Annotated in this window: 19 protein-coding genes; 14 read left to right on the plus strand and 5 right to left on the minus strand. The window is 69.2% G+C overall.

Translation table 11 applies throughout. The features are described 5' to 3' along the window. Positions 1 to 73 precede the first annotated feature (73 nt). Genes B5D60_RS11050 through B5D60_RS11085 form a run of 8 tightly spaced genes read left to right on the plus strand, consistent with a single transcriptional unit; the run spans position 74 to position 9,042 of the window. Positions 74 to 463 (plus strand): TadE family protein, encoded by a 390-nt coding sequence (locus tag B5D60_RS11050; protein WP_078700210.1) that lies wholly within the window; start codon positions 74 to 76, stop codon positions 461 to 463. Next, positions 454 to 1,629, plus strand: a complete 1,176-nt coding sequence (locus B5D60_RS11055) for a TadE/TadG family type IV pilus assembly protein (protein ID WP_078700211.1) — start codon at positions 454 to 456, stop codon at positions 1,627 to 1,629. Before B5D60_RS11050 ends, B5D60_RS11055 begins: the two co-directional genes overlap by 10 nt. A gap of 32 nt (positions 1,630 to 1,661) precedes the next feature. Then, positions 1,662 to 2,336 (plus strand): Flp pilus assembly protein CpaB, encoded by a 675-nt coding sequence (gene cpaB, locus B5D60_RS11060; protein WP_078700212.1) that lies wholly within the window; start codon positions 1,662 to 1,664, stop codon positions 2,334 to 2,336. Next, on the plus strand, positions 2,333 to 3,526 hold the full coding sequence (locus B5D60_RS11065; RefSeq protein ID WP_078700213.1) for an AAA family ATPase: 1,194 nt from the start codon (positions 2,333 to 2,335) through the stop codon (positions 3,524 to 3,526). Before cpaB ends, B5D60_RS11065 begins: the two co-directional genes overlap by 4 nt. Beyond that, positions 3,523 to 4,884, plus strand: coding sequence for a CpaF family protein (locus tag B5D60_RS11070; protein ID WP_078700214.1), 1,362 nt, complete (start codon positions 3,523 to 3,525; stop codon positions 4,882 to 4,884). The genes B5D60_RS11065 and B5D60_RS11070 overlap by 4 nt, the downstream gene beginning before the upstream one ends. Further along, on the plus strand, positions 4,881 to 5,819 hold the full coding sequence (locus tag B5D60_RS11075; protein ID WP_078700215.1) for a type II secretion system F family protein: 939 nt from the start codon (positions 4,881 to 4,883) through the stop codon (positions 5,817 to 5,819). Before B5D60_RS11070 ends, B5D60_RS11075 begins: the two co-directional genes overlap by 4 nt. Beyond that, on the plus strand, positions 5,819 to 6,706 hold the full coding sequence (locus tag B5D60_RS11080; protein ID WP_078700216.1) for a type II secretion system F family protein: 888 nt from the start codon (positions 5,819 to 5,821) through the stop codon (positions 6,704 to 6,706). The genes B5D60_RS11075 and B5D60_RS11080 overlap by 1 nt, the downstream gene beginning before the upstream one ends. Positions 6,707 to 6,756: 50 nt before the next feature. Next, positions 6,757 to 9,042 carry a hypothetical protein gene (locus B5D60_RS11085; protein WP_078700217.1) on the plus strand — a complete coding sequence of 762 codons (2,286 nt, stop codon included), beginning with the start codon at positions 6,757 to 6,759 and terminating at the stop codon, positions 9,040 to 9,042. A 74-nt stretch (positions 9,043 to 9,116) separates the two neighbouring features. Here B5D60_RS11085 and B5D60_RS11090 read toward each other — a convergent pair whose 3' ends face one another. Further along, complete coding sequence (locus tag B5D60_RS11090; protein WP_078700218.1) at positions 9,117 to 9,725, minus strand: vitamin K epoxide reductase family protein; 609 nt, start codon at positions 9,723 to 9,725, stop codon at positions 9,117 to 9,119. A 127-nt stretch (positions 9,726 to 9,852) separates the two neighbouring features. On the opposite strand from B5D60_RS11090, the gene B5D60_RS11095 reads away from it, so the two are divergent. Together B5D60_RS11095 and B5D60_RS11100 are read left to right on the plus strand one after the other, a co-directional pair. Then, a complete protein-coding gene (locus tag B5D60_RS11095) occupies positions 9,853 to 11,328 on the plus strand; it encodes a flavin-containing monooxygenase (protein WP_078700219.1) in 1,476 nt (491 codons plus the stop codon). Positions 11,329 to 11,530: 202 nt separating this feature from the next. Beyond that, positions 11,531 to 12,079, plus strand: coding sequence for a DNA-3-methyladenine glycosylase (locus B5D60_RS11100; RefSeq protein WP_078700220.1), 549 nt, complete (start codon positions 11,531 to 11,533; stop codon positions 12,077 to 12,079). Between the two features lie 18 nt (positions 12,080 to 12,097). Here the strand turns inward: B5D60_RS11100 and B5D60_RS11105 are convergent, their stop codons facing one another. The 3 genes from B5D60_RS11105 to B5D60_RS11115 form a co-directional block, all read right to left on the minus strand. Further along, positions 12,098 to 13,282: an SGNH/GDSL hydrolase family protein gene (locus tag B5D60_RS11105; protein ID WP_078700221.1), complete on the minus strand. Its 1,185-nt coding sequence runs from the start codon at positions 13,280 to 13,282 to the stop codon at positions 12,098 to 12,100. 101 nt (positions 13,283 to 13,383) lie between these two features. Continuing rightward, on the minus strand, positions 13,384 to 14,046 hold the full coding sequence (locus B5D60_RS11110; protein WP_078700222.1) for a response regulator: 663 nt from the start codon (positions 14,044 to 14,046) through the stop codon (positions 13,384 to 13,386). After that, a complete protein-coding gene (locus B5D60_RS11115) occupies positions 14,043 to 15,677 on the minus strand; it encodes a sensor histidine kinase (RefSeq protein WP_197684305.1) in 1,635 nt (544 codons plus the stop codon). Before B5D60_RS11115 ends, B5D60_RS11110 begins: the two co-directional genes overlap by 4 nt. 75 nt (positions 15,678 to 15,752) lie before the next feature. Here B5D60_RS11115 and B5D60_RS11120 point away from each other — a divergent pair, with 75 nt between their 5' ends. The 4 genes from B5D60_RS11120 to B5D60_RS11135 are packed head-to-tail and all read left to right on the plus strand — an operon-like array spanning position 15,753 to position 19,212. Further along, the gene (locus tag B5D60_RS11120; RefSeq protein ID WP_078700223.1) at positions 15,753 to 16,757 is read left to right on the plus strand and encodes a Bug family tripartite tricarboxylate transporter substrate binding protein; all 1,005 of its coding nucleotides are present in this window, start codon (positions 15,753 to 15,755) and stop codon (positions 16,755 to 16,757) included. Next, positions 16,754 to 17,263 (plus strand): tripartite tricarboxylate transporter TctB family protein, encoded by a 510-nt coding sequence (locus B5D60_RS11125; RefSeq protein ID WP_078700224.1) that lies wholly within the window; start codon positions 16,754 to 16,756, stop codon positions 17,261 to 17,263. Before B5D60_RS11120 ends, B5D60_RS11125 begins: the two co-directional genes overlap by 4 nt. Continuing rightward, positions 17,263 to 18,792 (plus strand): tripartite tricarboxylate transporter permease, encoded by a 1,530-nt coding sequence (locus B5D60_RS11130; RefSeq protein WP_078700225.1) that lies wholly within the window; start codon positions 17,263 to 17,265, stop codon positions 18,790 to 18,792. The genes B5D60_RS11125 and B5D60_RS11130 overlap by 1 nt, the downstream gene beginning before the upstream one ends. 12 nt (positions 18,793 to 18,804) lie before the next feature. Further along, complete coding sequence (locus tag B5D60_RS11135; protein WP_078700226.1) at positions 18,805 to 19,212, plus strand: universal stress protein; 408 nt, start codon at positions 18,805 to 18,807, stop codon at positions 19,210 to 19,212. Between the two features lie 27 nt (positions 19,213 to 19,239). Here B5D60_RS11135 and B5D60_RS11140 read toward each other — a convergent pair whose 3' ends face one another. Beyond that, complete coding sequence (locus B5D60_RS11140) at positions 19,240 to 20,352, minus strand: acyltransferase (RefSeq protein ID WP_078700227.1); 1,113 nt, start codon at positions 20,350 to 20,352, stop codon at positions 19,240 to 19,242. Positions 20,353 to 20,437: the final 85 nt, after the last annotated feature.

The raw sequence follows: 20,437 nt of genomic DNA on the forward strand, positions 1-20,437 counted from the left end.
GCGTATCGCGGCGCGGCACACCCGTCCCGGGGCGACGAAGCCCCACCCACGAGTCCTTGAGGGAGGAGACGTGATGCTGCACTTCACGACCTGGACACGACGTTCGCGCCGCGAGCGCGAGCGCGGTGTTGCGGCCGTGGAGTTCGCACTCGTCGTTCCCATCCTCATGACGATCATCATCGGGATCGTCGAGTTCGGCATGGCGTTCAACTACCGGACCCAGCTGAACAACGCGACGCAGATCGCGGCGCGGAACTACACGATCGACCGCAACTGGGCCGCCGCCCGCGCCAACGTGACGGGCCTGGCCCCGACGGCGAACCTCACGAAGTCGATCGACTGCACCCCGGCCACGGTCGGCTCCGCCGTCACCGTCACCTCCACCGTGGTGCGCCCCACCTACACCGGCCTCTTCGGGGCGAGCTTCACCTACCGCGGAAAGGGAGTGGCCCAGTGCAACTGACCAACCAGCGCCGCCGCTTCGGCCTCCGCAAGAAGGAGAAGGGCGCCACGATCGTCTTGGTCACCCTGTCGATGGTGGCCCTCCTGGGCATGGCCGCGGTGTCGGTGGACTTCGCGGTCGCCTCCAGCGAGAAGGCCTCGGTCCAGGGCGCCGCCGACCAGGCCGTGCTCGCGCTGGCCACGGACTGCTCCCTCAAGAAGTCCACCTGCCTGCCGAGCACCGCGACCTGGTACGCCCAGCAGAACGCCGGCGCCGGCGCCTCCGCCCAGACGCTGAAGAACGGCGTGGTCAAGAACCCCGTCTTCGATGACGGCACGGTGACGGTGCGGGTCTCCAAGAACGTCAACCACACCTTCGCCAGAGTCCTCGGCGACTCCTCGAGCACTGTCCGCTCCGAGGCGACCGCCACGTGGAACACCGTGCCGCTGGTCGGCACGAAGCTGATCCCGATGGGCCTGCCCTACTGCGACTGGCTGGCCGCGCAGCCGGGTTCGTCTACGTCCCCGGGCGCCATGAGGACGTACCTGTGGGCTCGATACAGCACCGGCGAGGCCAACTGTCCCGGCACCAGCGCGACGGCTGCGACGGTGTACTCCAAACGAGGCACGGCCTCCGGCTACACCTCGGTCGGTCAGGCCATGTACTTCACGCGCTCGTTCTTCCCGGGCGTGAACACGAACTGCGACTTCAGCGCCAACCTCTGGGACGTCTACCGGAACATGCTGGACGACTGGGCCCTCATCACGGCGGACACCTGCATGGAGGCCAAGCTCGCCGGCGTCGGCAACGGCAGCGTCGTCATGATGCCGATCTACGCGGTGGAGAAGAAGTCGATCTTCTGGGGCTCGGTCTCGTACTCCAGCCGGCTGGTCATCCTGGGCTTCGCGCCGTTCAAGGTCGACAAGTGGGTCAACTACCCCTTCCTCTACTTCGGTGTGCAGCCCAGCTTCTCCGCGCTGAGCTACACGAACAACTGCGACATGAAGTTCAACTTCGCGACCATCGGCGGCGGCTGTGCCGGTGTCCGCGGGCAGTTCGTCCGCTCCGCCGAGGGAGCGCTCTTCAACGGCTTCACCCAGTACGGCTCCTTCTACAACAACACCGGCTCGGGGCTGAGCGGCGACGCTCCCAACCTCGGCCTCACCAACGTCAAGCTCGTCAAGTAGCACCTCCCTGATCTACCCGAAGGACTTCGCACATGAACTCTCGCGTCATCGCCGCCATCGCCGCCGCCGTGCTGGCGATCGTGGGCATCGGTGCCGTCGTCGCCTATGCGGCCAGCGCCAAGAACCGTGCGTTCGAGGGTGCGGAGCTGGTGAAGGTCTACCGGGTCGTCAACGACCTGTCCGCCAACGCGGACTCCGCGACGGTGGGCGACAACGTCGAGCTCGTCAGCCTGCCCAACGCCTCGGTCGCCAAGGGCGCCATCAGCGACCTGAAGGCCATCGAGGGGCTCAAGACCACCGTGCCGCTCGTCCAGGGTGAGCAGCTGCTGGACTCGCGCTTCGCCAAGGAGGGCGCGAAGGCCGCCTCGAAGGCCAACGTGCCTGACGGCCTGCAGGAGATGTCCGTGTCGCTCGATGCGGCCGCCGGTGTCGGCGAGCGCATCGACGAAGGGGTTCGGGTGGGCGTCATCGCCACCGTGGAGAAGGACGACGACAAGCGCAGCCGCATGATCGCGCAGAACGTCCTGGTCACGAACGTCAAGTCCAACGAGGACAACACCATGGTGGTCACGCTCGCCGTGAACACCTCGCAGGCCACTGGGGTGGCCGCCGCGGCGCAGTTCGGACAGGTTCGCCTGACGGTCCAGAATGACAAGACCAACCGTGACGGTGCCTCGGCCGTGGATGTGGGGACACTCGTCAAGTGAGCATCATCGTCATCACCGAGTCCAGCCCCTTCGCGGGACGGTTGCGTCGCGTCGCCGATCGCCAGGTGGTGGGTCTTCGCCCCACCTTCTCCGAGCACGCACTCAACTCGATGCTGGGCACGATGAGGGCCATCGACCTCGTGGTGATCTGCGAGGACGTTGATGACGACCAGTCCATGGAGATGGCCGACATCGTCCACGACCACCAGCTCGACGTCCCCGTCGTCCTGGTGCGCGAGTCGCCCGAGCCGCTCTCCGCGGAGCAGCGCCAGTTCGGCGTGGTCGAGTCGGTGCCGGCGATCTCCTCCGACCTCGAGATCGAGCGCCTGCTCGCTCGGCACGTGGGCACGTCGATGCCCGGTGCCGCCCCCGAGCGCGAGGCTCCGGCGGTGCCCGCCGCCCCGGTCGTGAAGGTCGATCCCGAGGAGCACCGGGTGGTCGTGGTGCTGTCGCCCAAGGGCGGCGTCGGCAAGACCACGATCTCGACCAACCTGGCCATCGCCCTGTCGCGCCGTGCCCCGCTCGACACGGTGATCGTCGACTTCGACTCGCAGTTCGGTGACGTCGGCAGCGTCCTGAACATCAACGCCCAGCACACGCTGGAGAACGCGTTCACGCAGGACGGCGTCCAGCCGCCGCTCGTGGTCAAGGGTCTGCTCAACGCGTTCGACGAGAAGCTGCTCGTGCTCGCGGCCTCCGAGTCGCCCGCCGCGCTGGAGAAGTTCACGCCCCAGCAGGAGAGCGACCTGCTGCGGCAGCTGTCGAAGGACTACGCCTACGTCGTCATCGACACGGGCTCGGGCCTGACCGACGAGACGCTGGCGGCGCTCGAGGTCGCGACCGACGTGATCATGGTGACGACGATGGACGTCTCGAGCGTCAAGGCCCTGCGCCGCGCCGTCGACCTGCTCGACACGATCGACCTGCTGCCGCGGAACCGTCACCTCGTCGTCAACATGACCGAGTCGGGCACCGGCCTCGAGCTCGACGACATCTCGGCCGCGCTGAGAATGCCCGTCGACGTCTCGGTGGCGCGCTCGGTCGACATCGCCCTCTCGGTCAACACGGGCAAGCCGCTGGCCCAGGCGAAGCGCTCGGCCGAGCTCTCCGGGGCCGTCGACGCCATGGTGGCCAAGCTTCGCGGTGAGACCGCTCGCCGCAGGGGCGGACTGTTCAGGAGGGACGAATGAGCATCACCGACCGGCTGCTGGCTGCCGAGAAGCACGTCGACACGGGCAGCCGCCCCACCACCGTCCTGCAGCGCTCCGCCGTGCTCGACGAGCTCAAGCGCCGCTCCGTCGAGTCGCTGTTCCGTCGCATCGGCTCTCGCATCAACGACGCGTCGCTGACCGACCTGCAGCTGCGCGACTTCGTGCGTGCCGAGCTCGAGGTCATCCTGCAGGAGGAGCACGTCCAGCTCGGCAGCGCGGAGCGCGCCCAGCTGATGCGGGAGATCGAGGACGACGCGCTCGGCCTCGGTCCGATCCAGCGCCTGCTCGACGACGACGACATCAGCGAGATCATGGTCAACCACCCCTCGCAGATCTTCGTCGAGCGCAAGGGCAAGCTGACGCTGGCCGACGAGTCGTTCAGCTCCGAGGACCAGCTGCGCCGCGTCATCGAGCGCATCGTCGGCAAGGTCGGCCGTCGCATCGACGAGTCGTCCCCGCTGGTCGACGCACGCCTCACCGACGGCTCGCGCGTGAACGCCGTCATCCCGCCGCTCGCGGTGCGCGGCTCCTCGCTGACGATCCGCAAGTTCGCCAAGAAGGCGCTCAGCATCCAGGACCTCATCAACTACGGGTCGATGAGCCCCGACCTGGCCGAGCTGCTCGAGCTGTGCGTCCGCGGTCGCCTCAACATCCTCGTGTCGGGCGGTACCGGCACCGGCAAGACCACCCTGCTGAACGTGCTGTCGTCGTTCATCCCCGAGGACGAGCGCATCGTCACGATCGAGGACGCGATCGAGCTCAAGCTGCAGCAGGCCCACGTCGTGCAGCTCGAGGCGCGCCCGGCCAACATCGAGGGCCGCGGCGAGGTCACGATCCGCGACCTGGTCAAGAACTCGCTCCGCATGCGCCCCGACCGCGTCGTCATCGGCGAGTGCCGCTCGGGCGAGGCGCTCGACATGCTGCAGGCCATGAACACCGGCCACGACGGCTCGATCTCGACCCTGCACGCCAACTCGCCGCGCGACTGCATCGCCCGCCTGGAGACGCTGGTGCTGATGGCCGGCATGGACCTGCCGCTGCGCGCGATCCGCGAGCAGATCGGCTCGGCCGTCGACATGATCGTGCAGATCTCGCGCCTGCGCGACGGCTCGCGTCGCATCACGTACGTCACCGAGCTCACCGGGATCAAGGACGACGAGCCCGTGCTCAACGACCTCTACCGCTTCGACTTCGGAGCCGGCTACGACGAGGACGGCCACCCGCGCGGCACGGTCAAGGCCGTCGGCGACGGCGCCCACCTGGTCGACCTGCTCGAGGAGCGCGGCATCCACGTGCCGCCCCACCTGCTCAACGCCCGCAAGGAGTCCGCTTCGTGACCACTCTGTTGGCGATCGGCGTCGTGTCGATCCTCGTCTCCGTGGCGGCCCTGGGATATGCGCTGCTGCAGCCCGACATGGCCAACCTGCGCTCGGAGCAGATGAAGGCCGAGGCCTCGGGCGAGGGCGGCCGGGCCATGGAGTCCACGCCGGTCTACGACCTCATCGACAAGGTGCTCTCGACCATCGGCCTCAAGCCGTTCACCGAGGAGGAGCTGTCGCTCGCGGGCATCAAGTCCAGCGTCACCTCGGTCGTCGCCACGACCCTGCTGATCGCGTTCGTGGCGTTCGCCGCCGGCCTGGCCCTGACCGGCTCGTTCTTCTTCGCGGTGATCCTGCTGCTGGCGGCGCCGTTCCTGGTGAAGATGTACGTCGGGGTCAAGACGTCGAAGCGGCGGGCGAAGTTCGGCCTCCAGATGTCCGAGACGATGAGCCAGTTCAGCTCCGCCCTGAAGTCCGGCATGAACGTGCCGAACGCACTCGGCAGCGTCGCCGCCGAGATGGAGGAGCCCATGGGCGAGGAGCTCGCCCGGATCGTGAACGAGACGCGCCTGGGGCGCGACCTGATCGAGGGCATGAAGGACACGGCCGAGCGCATGGAGAGCGCCGACTTCATGTGGGTCACCGAGGCGGTCGCCATCCAGCGCGAGTCGGGCGGCCGGCTGAGCGAGATCCTCGACCGCGTCACCGAGACCATCTCCCAGCGCAACGAGCTGCGCATGAAGGTCGAGTCGCTGGCGGCCGAGGGCAAGGCCTCGGCGCTCATCCTGATGAGCCTGCCGGTCGCGGTGGGTGTGCTGTTCCTGCTGGTCAACCGCGCCTACATGATGCCGCTGTTCAACACCGGCGCGGGCAAGATCCTGCTCATCATCAGCCTGGTGTTCTACACGCTCGGCGGCCTGTGGCTCCGGTCGATCACGAAGGTGAAACTGTAATGCTCCTCATCGGCATCGTCGCGATCTTCGCCTCGCTGTTCCTGCTGTTCAAGGCGCTGGGCATCTTCGGCAAGCACGAGTCCGCGGCCGCCGCGCGCCTGCGGGAGCTGACCGAGTCCGAGGTCGTCGTCGCGGGCTCGGCGAAGGACCTGCACTCGGGCACCGCCAAGGGCGGCCTGGGGTACCGGCTGACGCCGCGCGGGATCGTGGCCAAGGCCGAGCGCAACTACATGCTCGCCGGACGGCCCGACGGCTCGAGCGTCGCCAAGATCCTCATGCAGAAGGTCGTCTTCGGAGCCTTCGGAGTGGGCGTCGGCATCATGATCTTCACCGGCCAGGGCGGCCTGCTGGGCTGGATGCTGCTGTTCGGCGCGCCGTTGCTGGGCTACTTCGCTCCCGACATCATCCTCAACGGCAAGGCCGTGCGCCGCCAGGAGGAGATCCAGTACGCGCTGCCCGACCTGCTCGACCAGATCACCATCTCGATCGAGTCGGGCACGAGCTTCGAGAACGCGCTCGCCCGCACCGGCCAGACCGGCAAGGGCCCGCTCGCCGACGAGATCGTCCGCACCGTCCAGGACATCAGCCTGGGCCTGCCCCGTCGCGAAGCCTACGAGTCGCTCGTCGCGCGCACCGACGTGGACGAGCTGCGCAAGTTCGTGCGCTCGATCCTGCAGGGCGAGGAGTTCGGCGTGCCGGTCTCCGACATCGTGCGCGAGCAGGCCAACGAGATGCGCGTCGGCCGCCGCCTGCGCGCCGAGGGCGTGGCCAACCAGATTCCCGTCAAGATGCTGCTGCCGCTCATGGGCACGATCCTGCCGGTGCTGTTCATCATCGTCATCGGTCCCGCGATCATCGCGGCGATGGCCCAGTTCAAGGGTGCGTGACCCGGCGCCGGAACGTTCCGGCACCGGATTCGGAAGTAGAGGGGAATTTCATGCGTAGGTTCATCAGTCCGGTCGTCGCCGGCACCGTCCTGGGCGGCCTGCTGGCCGCCACGACCGGGTCGGTCGCCCACGCCGACGCCACGGACGCGGCGCTGGCCAACGCGCTCGACTTGCCGGCGGGGATCACCGTGACGCAGGCGGGTGCCTCGGCCGCGTTCGGTGTGGAGACTCGCGCCTTCAACGACTTCCCACGCCGAGCTGGCAACGCCTCCTATGCCGTGATGTCCACCGGCAACGCGTCCGACCTGTTCAACATGGGGGTTCCGGCGCTGCAGCCGTCAACGAACTTGCCCGGCGAGGATTCGGTCTCGATGATGTTCGATGTCGGTGCGGGCGTCACGGATTCCTGCCTCCTCATCGACGTAGCGATGGGCACCGAGGAGCGCGTGCACACGTACAATCACGATCCCGTGTCGGGTCTTTCCGATGTGATCTCGCTGAAGCGAGCCAACGATGCCGCCGAGTACGCCAAACACGCTGGGCCTCGTTACATCGGCCAGGCAGCGGAACGACCCACGGATGTCGTGCTTCCCGAACCGCAGCCGATGGCAGTCAACGCGATCAAGTACTGGCACGGCATCGATGAGGAGTTCGATCGTCAGCCCGACGACCATGCCTCGCCCCTGATGGCTCCCGTGACTCCGTTCAATCACTTCACCTCCGTGGAGACGTTCGAGGTTCCGATCGACCCGGCAGACTCCGTCACGCTGGCGATCGCAGATGCGAACAACGCCTCGCTGGACTCGGTCGCGATGATCGACCATGTCCGAACGGCGGAGTCGTGCTCATCCTCGTCCTCCGCCGAGACTGGATTGACCCCCCTGAAGCCCGCCGTCATCGTTGGTCACCGCGGCGTGGAGAACATCCTGACCGTCGACCTCAATCCCGACACGCCGCAAATCGAGCGATACGACCAGGTAGACAACGGCTGGCATCCGGGCGGGGTGGAACTGCGCTTCCGCTGGTACCGGTACTGGATCAACACGGGAAACTGCAATGACGGATCACTGAAGAACTGGCAGCCGATCAACGATGCCGACCGTCAATCGTTCTCGCCGACGATCGAGGAAAAGGGCCGGTGCCTGATGGCTGTCGTCACCGGTAAGAAAGACGGCTTTCGTTCCGAGTCCTTCCCCAGTCCCTCCTCGTTGCAGTGGACCCCCACGCTGCCGATCCAAGATGGCGTCTTCACCAACCTGGCCGTACCCACCATCACGTCACCGCGCTCGGACATCCGGGTGAATGACATGCTGACCGCGACCACCGGGACGTTCACGCCCCGGCCGGACTCGTACTCGTTCCAGTGGTGGGCGGACACTCAACCCATCTCTGGTGAAACCGGTCAGACCTTCAAGGTGACCGCGGCTCAAGCTGGCAAGGTGATCCGAGTACGCGCATCCGCGCAGCGCTTCAGCTTCAATGAGATGACGATCCAGAGTGCGCCGACTGTGCCTGTCACGAATCTCGACTTCACGTCGGCACCTGCTCCGACGCTGGAGGGTTCGGGCGTCCAAGGCAAGCCCCTGACCGTGGATCCGGGGACGTGGGCACCGAGTGAGGACAAGTTCGAGTACGAGTGGTACGCCGATGATGTGAAGATCGCGAGCCAGATTCGAGCGACCTTCACGCCGTCGTCAGGCCTGATCGGCGCACGAGTCCATGCTGTCGTGAGGGGTACAAGGTCCGGCTACAACCCGATCTCGCGCCAGACCCCGAAGATGACGATCACCGGCGCCGCGTTCACCGCCGGTCGTGTGACCATCGCGGGTACTGCTCGGGTCGGACAGCGCCTTTCAGCCACAGCCACTGGGTGGGCGCCCGCGTCGCCCGCGACGCGCCGATTCACTTGGCGCGCCGGCAGCACGGTCCTGCAGGAGAGCACGTCCACGTACTTCACTGTGCCGCCTGCGGCCGCGGGAAAGTCGATCACAGTGCAGGTGCGTGGGGAGCGGACTGGGTACTCGCCGATCGTCATCACCAGTGCGCCCACGCGAGCGGTGGCCCGCGGCCTCCTCACTACGAGCGCTCCGAGGATCTTCGGATCTGCACGACCGGGCGGCACGCTGCGAGCATCGGCATCGTGGCGTCCCGGCCCCCTCGCCTACCGCTACCAGTGGTACGTGGGTACGAAGAAGATCTCCCGCGCAACGAAGTCTGCCTACAAGGTTCCCAAGAAGTACCGGGGCAAGAAGATCCGGGTGCGGATCACCGCTACCAAGTCCGGGTACACCACGGTGTACCGGTACTCGGCCTACAAGAAGATCTCCAAGAAGTAGCACCGACGACGAAGGCCCGGCTGGATCTCCAGCCGGGCCTTCGTCGTTGCCGCGTCGATCGCGGGGGGAGGGGCTCACGCCCAGAGGGTCTCGCCGAACTCGAACCAGATGGTGGCCACGATCGCGATGATCCACAGGGCCGAGATCAGGACGGTCCAGTTCTTGAGGAAGCGGCTGCCGGTGACGCGCGCGGTGACCGCGACGAACATCGGGATCATCATCGCCCAGACCACCATGCACCAGGGGCAGAGCTTCCCGATCTCCCAGATCGCCTGGTACTGCAGCCACGTGACGAAGCCGATGCCGAACAGGGTGCCGAGCCCGAGGCCCACCCAGATCCAGCGGGGGAACGTGACGCCGGAGGCCAGCAGGACGCCGAGCGTGACCACCACGCTGAAGCCCACGACGCCCATGAAGGTGTTGGGGAAGCCGAACGCCTCGGACTGGTCGGACGAGACGACGCTGCTGCAGCTGACGAACGCCGAGAGGTCGCAGCCCAGCTCCTTCGCGGTGCCTGCGGCCTCGGCCTTCAGCAGCGAGATCTTGTCGTAGGTCAGGATCAGGGACGACCAGAGCGCGATCGCTCCGGAGACGACCAGGAAGATCCCCAGTCCGCGGTCGGAGCGGTGGGCGTCGTCATCGGCGGGGGCCGGCGCTGGAGCGTCGGAGGCAACGGCGGTCATGGTGCAGATCCTAGACGGCCGACGGTCACCGATCCCCGCGTCGCAGGGAGCCGAGCGGGTCAAGGCGGTGACGTGGGCCACAACTGCTGTTAATGTGACATCACCAATGTCACATAGGAGTGTGCAAATGACCGATCACGTCGACGTCCTCATCGTCGGTGCCGGCCTGTCGGGCATCGGCGCGGCGTACCGCCTCCAGGAGCGGGCCCCGGGCCGAACCTACGCCGTCCTCGAGCAGCGCGACGCGATCGGCGGCACGTGGGACCTCTTCCGGTACCCCGGCGTGCGCTCGGACTCCGACATGTACACGCTCAGCTTCCCCTTCGAGCCGTGGACGCATCCGAAGGCCATCGCCGACGGGGACGACATCCGTCACTACCTCGAGGCCACGGCCGCCAAGCACGGCATCACCGATCGCATCCGCTTCGGACGTCGCGTCACGACCGCCGAGTGGTCGAGCCAGGACGCCACGTGGACCGTCACCAGCACGGTCGAGGACGGCTCCACCGAGGTCGTCACCGCCTCGTTCCTCTACCTGTGCAGCGGCTACTACAGCTACGAGGAGGGCTATACGCCCGACTTCCCCGGCCTCGAGGACTTCGAGGGCCAGGTCGTGCACCCCCAGTTCTGGCCCGAGGACCTCGACCACGCCGGCAAGGAGGTCGTCGTGATCGGCTCGGGCGCCACCGCGGTCACGCTGCTGCCGTCGATGGCCAAGGACGCCGCGAAGGTCACGATGCTGCAGCGCACCCCCACCTACGTGCTCAGCCAGCCCGGCAGCGACCCCGTGGCGAACCTCGCCCGCAAGGTGCTGCCCGCCTCCTTGGTGCACCAGGTCGCTCGCCTCCGGTACGCGGTGATGACCGTCGGCTTCTACATGTTCTGCCGCGCCTTCCCGAAGGCCTCCCGCTCGATCCTGCTCGGGCTGACGGGCAAGTCGATGCCCGGCGTCGACCGCGCGAGCCTCACGCCTCCTTACAAGCCGTGGGACCAGCGGCTGTGCGTCGTCCCCGGGGGCGATCTCTACAAGGCGGTGCGCGACGGCAGCGCCGCGATCGTCACCGACGTGATCACCGAGTTCACCCCGAAGGGCGTCGCCCTGGCCTCGGGCGAGCACCTGGACGCGGACATCGTGGTGACCGCCACCGGCCTCAAGCTCGTGGCGCTGGGCCAGATCGACGTCAGCATCGACGGCGTGAAGGTGGACCCGCACGAGCTCTACACCTACAAGGGCCAGATGTTCAGCGGCGTGCCCAACCTCGCCTGGTGCGTCGGGTACACGAACGCGTCCTGGACGCTGCGCGCCGACCTCACGTGGAAGTACGTCGCCGACTACCTCAACCACCTCGACGCCCATGGCTACGCCTACGGCATCCCCGACCCGGACTCCGACTTCGGGCACGACGCGCGCCTGCTGGACCTGTCGTCGGGCTACATCGCCCGCGCCGACGAGCTGCTGCCGCGCTCGGGTGCCCGCACGCCGTGGAAGGTCCGCCAGAACTGGTTCCTCGACAGCTGGGACGCGCGGCACACCGACCTCGACGAGGACATGGTCTGGGTGCGCCGCGAGGACCTGCCTGCGGCGAAGCCCGACGTGGCCTGAGGCGTTCGTCGGCCTTCCCCGGAGGTCTTCGCGCCCGACGGCAATCCCTTCGCCCGCCCCCTTCCACTTTTGGAAGCGGATTCACGCGCAACGACCCGATTCACGTGAATCCGTTTCCAAAAGTGGAACGAGGGCCAGGGCAATGGGCCCGGCGGCCCGGAGACTTGCCGCGACGAGAGGATGACCAGGTGAGGTGCGAACCATGACCGACGTCTCCCAGCGCGCCCGCGACCTGCTGGGTCGCCTGCTCCACGGTCACGGGGTGGTCGCCAGGATCACCGAGGTCGAGGCGTACGGCGGCATTGACGACCCCGCCTCCCACGCGTTCGTCCGGACGCCGCGCTCGGAGATCATGTACGGCCCGCCGTGGCGCCTGTACGTCTACCGGATCCACGGCCACCACGCCGCGAATGTCGTCACGGGTCCCACGGAGCGTGCTGCGGCCGTGCTGATCCGTGCCGGTGAGATCGTCGAGGGGATCGACGTGGCCCGCGAGCGCCGCGGGCCCGTGGCGGACGAGGCACTGGCGCGCGGGCCGGGCAACCTCACCAAGGCGCTCGGCATCACGAGCCTGGACCTCGGCACCGACCTGCTCGATCCCGAGCCCGTGTCCCTCGGCGAGCGCGTCGAGAGTCCCGAGATCGCCGCCGGCCCTCGCGTGGGGGTGCGACTCAATGCCGATCTTCCGTGGCGCTTCTGGGTGGCGGGCGATCCGACCGTGTCGACCTACCGCCGCCACCCGCGGGCCTGATCGGCCCGCTCGCTCACCTCAGCGCAGGCACCTCGGCCGGCTGGCCTGGACGGACGTCGTGCGGGTCACCGTGCCGTGCTCCAGCGTGACCTTGGCGTGCACCGACCCGCGCAGGTCGCTCAGCGGGCGCGCCGAGCGGGTGAGGGTGAACGGGGCGCGCGTGTCCGTGCCGACGGTCGTCCCGCCGATGCGGAAGGTGGCCGCCGTGGCCAGTCCCTTCCCGCCCGTGACGCGCAGCGTGACGTCCGGCCTGCGAGCGGGTCCGTGGCACACCGCGTGGAGACGCACCGTGTGGGCCGCGGCCGAGACGCGTCGGACCGACGCCCGGCGGGCCTGGAGGAGCGGCTCGATCATCTCGAGCGCCTGGTCGGCCATCTGGGCCATGCCGGCGGTCGAGGGGTGCAGCGGCGCGCCGTCGCCGTAGGGGTTCAGGGCCCGGACCCACTGCTCCGCGGGATCGGCACAGCCGGAGTGCTCCTGCCAGCCCTCGATGTCGCGCATGTCGACGAAGGCGATGCCCTCGTCGGCCGCGACCTCGCCGATCGTGTCGCTCAGGCGGTCGATCATCGACTGGAGGTAGGCCAGGTCGGCGTTCGTGGCGTTGAGGAGCGCGGCGCACGTCTCGCGCGGGACGTAGGTGCCGTAGCCGACGGCCACGATGGTGGCGTGCGGCGAGCGCTGGCGCACGTCCGCGATCAGCCGCTCGTACACGGGTGCGAGGGCGTCGATGGCGTCGTGGAACGGCTGCGTCGGCAGCGTGCTGCAGCCCTGGACGAGGCACGTCTGGGCCAGCCCGACCAGGCCGACGTCGTTGCCGCCCATGGTCCCCAGCGTCACGAGGGTGGTCTTGCGGGTCAGCGCGTCGAGCTGCGGCGGGACGGTCTCGGCGCCGATCGTCTGCGGGTTCCAGTAGTGCGTCGTCCTCGCCGCGCTGCAGCTGGCGTCGGTGAACGACTTCGCGCCGATCTCGGCGGCCACCAGGCTCGGGAAGTTGTGGTCGCTGCGCGCGCAGCCGCCCGGCTGCTGCGTGGCGATGCCGGGTCCTGCGACGAACGAGTCGCCCAGCGCCACGTAGCGCTCACCCGAGTGGGGGTGATGCCATGCGGGGGTGCGATCGGCCGCCGAAGCGGGCAGGGCGGTCACGAGCCCGGCCGTCAGGGTCAGGACTGCGGCCAGGACCGCGGGTCGGCGAAGGGTTCTCACGGGGGCTCCTCAGGACTCACGGATGTGACGCACGTCACGGCGACGCTACCACCGCGCCGGGACATCCGCGGACCCCCGGATCCGGGGGTCCGAGGGGTGCCTCAGCCCAGCAGGTAGCGCCGCTCCGGGCGACCGGCGGCGCCGTAGCGGAGCCGGACGGTCGCATGGCCCGTGTGGACGAAGTGCTCGAGGTAGCGGCGTGCGCTGACCCGGGAGAGCCCGACGAGCTCCGCGGCCTCGGCCGCCGACACCTCACCAGCATTCTCCAGGGCCCGGAGCAGCGACGCCGCGGTCTCGGTGCTCAGGCCCTTCGGCAGGGGCGAGCTGCCTGGCGTGCCCCCGCCGAAGGCACGGTCGATCGCCGTCTGGTCGGGCTCGGACTCGCTCCGCAGGGCCGTGAGCGACCGGGCGACAGCCCTCAGGCGGTCGGCGAGCTCGGGGTACTCGAAGGGCTTCACCAGGTACTGCTGGGCGCCGCCGAGCAGTGCGGCGCGCACGACCTCGGCGTCGCGCTCGGCGGTCACCATGATGACGCCCACGCCGTGGCCCGCCGCACGCAGCGAGCGCAGCACCTCGATGCCGTCCATGTCGGGCAGGTGCACGTCCAGCAGCACGAGGTCGGGCTCGAGCTCGGCCACGGCGCTCAGCGCCTCCGCGCCGGTGCCCGCCGTGCCGGCGATCGAGAACCCGTCGGTGCGCTCCACGAAGCGCTCGTGGATCCGCGCCACCATGAAGTCGTCGTCCACCACGAGGACGCGGATCACGGTGCGTCACCCGCGCGGGGCAGCCGGACGCGGAACGTCGCACCCGGGCCGCCGTCGTCGAGGGTGGCCGAGCCGCCACGTCGGGTGGCGATGAGACGCACGAGCGGCAGTCCGATGCCACGTCCCCCGAGGACCTCGGGCTTGGTCGAGTATCCCCGCGAGAAGATCGACCCGGCGATCTCGTCGGGCACGCCCGGTCCGTCGTCGCTCACCACGACCTCGATCGTGCCATCGACCTCGCCCACCCGGACGACGACCTCGCTCCCGGCCCCGCCCCGACAGGCGTCGAGCGCGTTGTCGACGAGGTTGCCCAGCACGGTGGTGAGGTCGGCGGCCAGGTCGGGGTCCAGCGTCGACAGGCGGGACGCCTCGTCGATCGTCAGCCGCAGTCCCGCCTCGGCCGCCTGGCTCGCCTTGGCCGCCAGCAGCGCCGCGACGGCGGGGTCCCGCACGGACTCGCGCAGGCTCGCGTCCAGGACGGCGCGTTCACGCGTGAGGGTCCCCAGCAGGCTCGCCAGCTCGTCGTACTCGCCGAGCTCGACGAGGCCCGAGATCGTGTGCAGCCGGTTGGCGAACTCGTGGGTCTGGGCGCGGAGGGCGTCGCTGATCGAGAGGTTCGAGCTGAGCTGCTGCTCGACCTCCACCACGTCGGTGCGGTCGCGCATGGTCGTGACGCTGCCGATGCCCAGACCGCGGCTCGAGGCGGCGCGGCGGTTCACCACGAGCACCCGGTCGCCCGTGAGCACGACGGCGTCCCTGGCCTCGGCGTCGCCCGCGATCAGGGCCGTCAGCTCCGGGTCGAGCCCCACCGTGCTGATCGGGCGCCCGACGGGATCGCCCGTAACGTCCAGCAGTCGCCGGGCGGCGTCGTTCATGACGGTCACCGTGCCGGCGTTGTCCACCGCCACGACGCCCTCGCGGATGCTGTGCAGGAGGGCGTACCGGTGGTCGGCGAGCGTGGCGATCTCCTCGCCGCCCAGGCCGCGGGTGCGCCGCTTGAGCAGGTGCGCCACGGCCCATGTGCCCAGGCCGCCGAGGAGGGCGCCGAGGCCGAGGTAGAGGGCCAGGTCGCTCGACGAGTCGGCCACGCGGTCCCACCAGGAGGGGTACGACTGCTCGGCGACGGCGATCCCGACGAGCGTGCCGTCGTCGGCGATCACGGGGGCGTGCGCGGTGACGTAGCGTCGGCCGTCCCGGACGACGTCGCCGCTCCACCCGCGACCCTCTCGGACGCGGCTCTCCCCGAGGTCCACCGTGGTGCCCACCCGGGACGGCTCGGCCGCGGCGATCACGACGCCGTCGGGGTCGGTGACCAGCACGTCGGTGGCCCCCGACAGGGCGACGGCCCGCTCCACGAAGGGCGCCAGCGTGCGCGTCGCCGCCGCGTCGTCGACGGCGGTGCGCACGACCTCCCCTCCGGCGAGGTACTCCGCCACCGATCGCATCGCGCTGCCGCGCTCGTCGGTGAAGGCGTCCGTGCTCTGGCGGAACGAGATGACCGCCACGACGATCAGCACGCCGGCGACGACGGCCAGCTGCAGCAGCAGGACTTGGCCCGCGAGCGTCAGCCGGCGCCCGCCCGGCGGGCCGTGGCGCGTGCCCATGCCCGTGCGCTTGACCACAATGACCACAATCTCCTTTGGTTCCGCAATCGTGACCCACGCCACATTCCCACGCATGATCAAGGGGACGACGAGGAGGGGTCCATGATCACGTGGGCAACGAAGGGCCGCCGCCGCACGATCGGGATCGGGCTCGTGGCGGCGCTGGTGCTGGCGATGCTGGCCGGATGTGGCGTGACGAGGGCGGACGACGACGATCCCGCCAACAAGCGACTGCGCATGATGATCCCGAACAGCCCGGGCGGCGGCTACGACCTGACCGGCCGGGCCGGAGTACGGGCGATGGAGGAGAACGAGCTCACCGGCCGCTTCGAGGTCACCAACGTCATCGGCGCCGGCGGCACCGTCGCGATGCAGCGGCTCATGAACGAGCGCGGCGCCGACGACCTCATGATGACGATGGGCCTGGGCGTCGTCGGCTCGGTCTTCACGAACGGCTCCGACGCCACGGTCGACAAGGCCACGCCCATCGCGCAGCTGGTCTCCGAGCCCGAGGGCATCCTCGTCCCGAAGGACTCGCCGTTCAAGAACGTGCAGGACTTCGTGGACGCCTGGAAGAAGGACCCGGGCAGCGTGACGATCGGGGGCGGCTCGTCGCCCGGCGGGCCCGACCACCTGTTCCCGATGCAGCTCGCGCAGGAGCTCGGCATCGACGCGAAGGACGTCAACTACATCACGTACGACGGTGGCGGACCCCTGACGACGGCCCTGCTCGGCTCCAAGATCGAGGTCGGCATGTCCGGCCTGGGGGAGTTCGAGGGCCAGATCGAGGACGGGTCGCTGCGCGTCCTGGCGGTCTCGGGCGAGGAGCGACTCGACACCGTCGACGCGCCCACGCTCAAGGAGGAGGGCGTCGACTTCAGCTTCATCAACTGGCGCGGCGTGCTCGCCCCGCCGGGCATCTCCGACGCCACCCGCGACGAGTACATCGAGCTGCTGACGGCGATGCACGACACGCCCGAGTGGCGCGAGGCGCTGGAGCGCAACGGCTGGATCGACGACTTCACCACCGGCGATGAGTTCGGCACCTTCCTGGAGGAGCAGAACGAGCGCGTCGCCTCGACCCTCGAGGAGCTGGGACTCGCATGAACACCTCGGGCACCACGCCGTCACGCACGGTGGACACCCCTCAGTACGGACTGGCGGCGTTCGTCGCGTTCGTCGGGATCGTCGTACTGGTCGACGCGCTCGGGCTCGACCCGGGCTTCGCCGACCAGCCGGTCCAGCCCTACGCCTTCTCCTACGCCATCGGCTCCGTCCTCGTGGTCCTCGGCCTCCTGCTGGCCGTCGCCACCTGGCGCGGTGACGTCGCCGAGCCCGAGGAGGGTGAGGACGTCGACCTGAGCAGCGGCCTGGACTGGCCCACGCTGCTCCAGCTCGTCGCCGTGATCGTGGTCGTCGTGGCCCTGATCAACTGGCTCGGCTGGGCGATCATGGGCGCGTTCCTGTTCGCGGCGTCGGCCCGGATCCTCGGCAGCCGCCGGCTCCTGCTCGACATCGGCGTGGGCCTGGTCCTGTCGCTGGTGACCTGGTACGGCTTCTACGTCGGCCTGGGGATCCCGATCCCCGCCGGCATCCTGGACGGGGTGCTCTGATGGACCTGCTCCTCGAAGGCTTCGCCAACGCCCTCACGCCCGAGAACCTCATGTACGCCGTCATCGGCGTGCTGCTGGGCACGGCCGTGGGCGTGCTGCCGGGCATCGGCCCGGCCATGACGGTGGCCCTGCTGCTGCCGATCACCTACAACGTCGAGCCCGCCGGCGCCCTCATCATGTTCGCCGGGATCTACTACGGCGGGATGTACGGCGGCTCGACGACGTCGATCCTGCTGAACACCCCCGGCGAGTCGTCATCGGTCGTCACCGCCCTCGAGGGCAACAAGATGGCGAAGGGCGGACGCGCGGCGCAGGCCCTGGCCACCGCGGCCATCGGCTCGTTCGTCGCCGGGACGATCGGCTCGATCCTGCTCGTCGTGCTGATGCCGCGCATCGCCGACATCGTGGTCGAGCTCGGCGCGCCGTCGTACTTCGCGATCATGCTGTTCGCGCTCTTCACGGTCACGGCGGTCCTGGGCTCGTCCAAGCTGCGCGGGTTCATCTCGCTGTTCCTCGGCCTCACGCTCGCCCTGGTCGGCTCGCAGACCGGCCAGGCACGACTGACGTTCGGCCGCCCCGAGCTGGCCGACGGCATCGACGTCGTGGTGGTCGCGGTCGCCATCTTCGCGATCGGCGAGGCCCTGTGGGTCTCCGCCCACCTGCGCCGGCGCCCTCTCGAGATCATCCCCGTCGGACAGCCCTGGATGAGCAAGGCCGACTGGGGCCGGTCGTGGAAGCCGTGGCTGCGCGGCACGGCCTACGGATTCCCGTTCGGTGCCCTTCCCGCGGGCGGCGCCGAGGTCCCCACGTTCCTGTCCTACGTCACCGAGCGCCGCCTGACGAAGCACCCCGAGGAGTTCGGCAAGGGTGCGATCGAGGGCGTGGCCGGACCGGAGGCGGCGAACAACGCCTCCGCCGCCGGCACCCTCGTCCCGCTGCTGGCCATCGGCCTGCCCACCACGGCGACGGCGGCGGTCATGCTGCTGGCGATCCAGAGCTACGGGATCCAGCCGGGTCCGCAGCTGATGGACACCGAGCCCGAGCTCGTCTGGGCACTGCTGGCCAGCCTGTTCATCGCCAACGTGCTGCTGCTCGTGCTGAACCTGCCGATGGCCCCGATCTGGGCGAAGCTGCTGCGCATCCCGCGGCCCTACCTGTACGCAGGCATCCTGTTCTTCGCCGGGCTCGGCGCGTACAGCGTCAACTTCCAGGCCTTCGACCTGGCCCTCCTGCTGGTGCTGGGCCTGCTCGGCTTCGCGATGCGGCGCTTCGGCCTGCCGGTCCTGCCGCTCATCATCGGCGTGATCCTCGGACCGCGCCTCGAGGAGCAGCTCACCACCGCACTCGCCATCTCGCAGGGCGACGTGAGCACCTTGTGGAGCGAGCCGGTCGCCGTCCTCGTCTACGTCCTGATGGCCCTCATCGCGGTCGTCATGGCGGTCATGGCGTGGCGCCGGCGTGGCCAGGAGCCCGACGAGATCGACCGCGTCCTCGACCGGGCCGCGGCCGCCGACACGAACGACATCTGAGAGGACGACGACATGACGATCGTGGTGGCCTACAGCCCCGACAGGTACGGACGGGCGGCGCTGGCGCACGGTGCCGCCGAGGCGACGCTGCGCGGCGAGCACCTGCTCGTGGTCAACGACACGCGCGGCGACGCCCTCGTGGACGACCGGTTCGCCCACGAGGACGAGATCGCGGGAGTCCGCGATCGGCTGGAGACGCTGGGGCTCACCGCCGAGGTCCGCCAGGAGGTGGTGCGCGACGTCGCCGAGGGCGTCGTCAAGGCGGCCACGGAGACCGGGGCGAGCCTCATCGTGGTCGGCGTCCGGCATCGCAGCCCGGTGGGCAAGGCGCTTCTGGGCAGCGTCGCCCAGCGCGTGATCCTCGACGCGACGTGCCCGGTCCTGTCGGTCAAGCCCGACGAGGAGTCCGACGGCATCTGATCGTTCCGTCGGGGTCCCTGGAGGACGTCAGATCCAGCGGCGCAACGGCTTGACGAAGTCCAGCGCCCAGGCGACCAGCACCGAGAGCACCACCGTGGCGACGTAGATCAGCGGCAGCCCGACCACCGGACGCTCCTCCACGAGCGGGCCGAGCTCGGTCGTGTACCGCAGCGTGTGCAGGACCAGGACGTGCACGAGGTAGATGCGGAAGCTGAGCTCGGAGAGTCGCTTCACCAGCGGCCACGCCGGACCGGGCCCCCAGCTGCGCGTGGCGAAGAACGCGAAGACGCCCACGGAGTACATCAGCACGGGCGGCTTGAGGTTGTCGTAGGCGGCGTACACGTCGGGGTCGCCGTGGCTGGCGGCCTGCCACACCCCCACGAACGTCCAGACGAGCCCCACGGCCGCGAGGCCGAGCCAGGCGAGCGACGGCACGCGCAGCCGGTCGCGGTAGTGGCTGAGGACGAAGCCGAGCACGAAGAGCCCGATGTAGCCCGTGGGCAGGGCGGCCAGCGGGGCGGGGTAGGCCGGCGGGAACCGTTCTTCGAGGAGCCAGGTGCCCCACCGCGGCAGCAGATCGGCGAGGAACCACAGGACGAGGAACCACGTCAGCAGCCGGAGTCGCTGGGGTTCTGCGCGGTCCGTCAGCGCACGCAGCAGCGGCACCGTCAGGTAGATCCCGAGCAAGACGTAGACGAACCACAGGTGGTAGACCGCGGGGCCGGACACCAGCGCTCGGACGAGGTCGCCGAGTCCCAGCTCGGCGGGGTCGCTGAGGCCACCCTTGACGCCGCGCAGCTCCTGCTGCCGCAGCATCGCGTTCGCGACGGCGTAGATCACGATCCACGTCAGGGTCGGCAGTGCCACTCGCAGGAACTGCGACCGCAGCACGAACCGCCGCACGGGGTCCAGGAGCAGGGCTCCGGAGGTCATGAAGAAGCAGTTGACGGCGAAGCGGCCGAGCGAGTTGGCGGCATTGCCGACGTTGAAGGCCGAGACCAGCTCGGGCAGGGAGTCGCGCCAGAGGACGACCGGGATCACCCCGGTGTGCAGCAGGATGACGCCGAGTGTCGCGATGACGCGCAGGTGGTCCAGCTCGTACCGGCGCGCGGTGGTGGTCGTGCTCGCCGTGGTGCTCATGGCGGCACCCTAGATGGCGCTCGGCTCCTGCTCCTCGTCCGCCCCAGCCGTCGCAGGCTCGATCGCGCAGACGCCGTCCACGCAG

Source organism: Aeromicrobium choanae, assembly GCF_900167475.1.
Lineage (GTDB): Bacteria > Actinomycetota > Actinomycetes > Propionibacteriales > Nocardioidaceae > Aeromicrobium > Aeromicrobium choanae.

Bases quoted from the DNA above. Each gene is read 5' to 3' on its own strand.
- B5D60_RS11050 (WP_078700210.1), top strand. From the start codon at position 74: ATGCTGCACTTCACGACCTGGACACGACGTTCGCGCCGCGAGCGCGAG.
- cpaB (WP_078700212.1), top strand. From the start codon at position 1,662: ATGAACTCTCGCGTCATCGCCGCCATCGCCGCCGCCGTGCTGGCGATC.
- B5D60_RS11070 (WP_078700214.1), top strand. From the start codon at position 3,523: ATGAGCATCACCGACCGGCTGCTGGCTGCCGAGAAGCACGTCGACACG.
- B5D60_RS11080 (WP_078700216.1), top strand. From the start codon at position 5,819: ATGCTCCTCATCGGCATCGTCGCGATCTTCGCCTCGCTGTTCCTGCTG.
- B5D60_RS11085 (WP_078700217.1), top strand. From the start codon at position 6,757: ATGCGTAGGTTCATCAGTCCGGTCGTCGCCGGCACCGTCCTGGGCGGC.
- B5D60_RS11090 (WP_078700218.1), bottom strand. From the start codon at position 9,725: ATGACCGCCGTTGCCTCCGACGCTCCAGCGCCGGCCCCCGCCGATGAC.
- B5D60_RS11095 (WP_078700219.1), top strand. From the start codon at position 9,853: ATGACCGATCACGTCGACGTCCTCATCGTCGGTGCCGGCCTGTCGGGC.
- B5D60_RS11100 (WP_078700220.1), top strand. From the start codon at position 11,531: ATGACCGACGTCTCCCAGCGCGCCCGCGACCTGCTGGGTCGCCTGCTC.
- B5D60_RS11120 (WP_078700223.1), top strand. From the start codon at position 15,753: ATGATCACGTGGGCAACGAAGGGCCGCCGCCGCACGATCGGGATCGGG.
- B5D60_RS11125 (WP_078700224.1), top strand. From the start codon at position 16,754: ATGAACACCTCGGGCACCACGCCGTCACGCACGGTGGACACCCCTCAG.
- B5D60_RS11130 (WP_078700225.1), top strand. From the start codon at position 17,263: ATGGACCTGCTCCTCGAAGGCTTCGCCAACGCCCTCACGCCCGAGAAC.
- B5D60_RS11135 (WP_078700226.1), top strand. From the start codon at position 18,805: ATGACGATCGTGGTGGCCTACAGCCCCGACAGGTACGGACGGGCGGCG.
- B5D60_RS11140 (WP_078700227.1), bottom strand. From the start codon at position 20,352: ATGAGCACCACGGCGAGCACGACCACCACCGCGCGCCGGTACGAGCTG.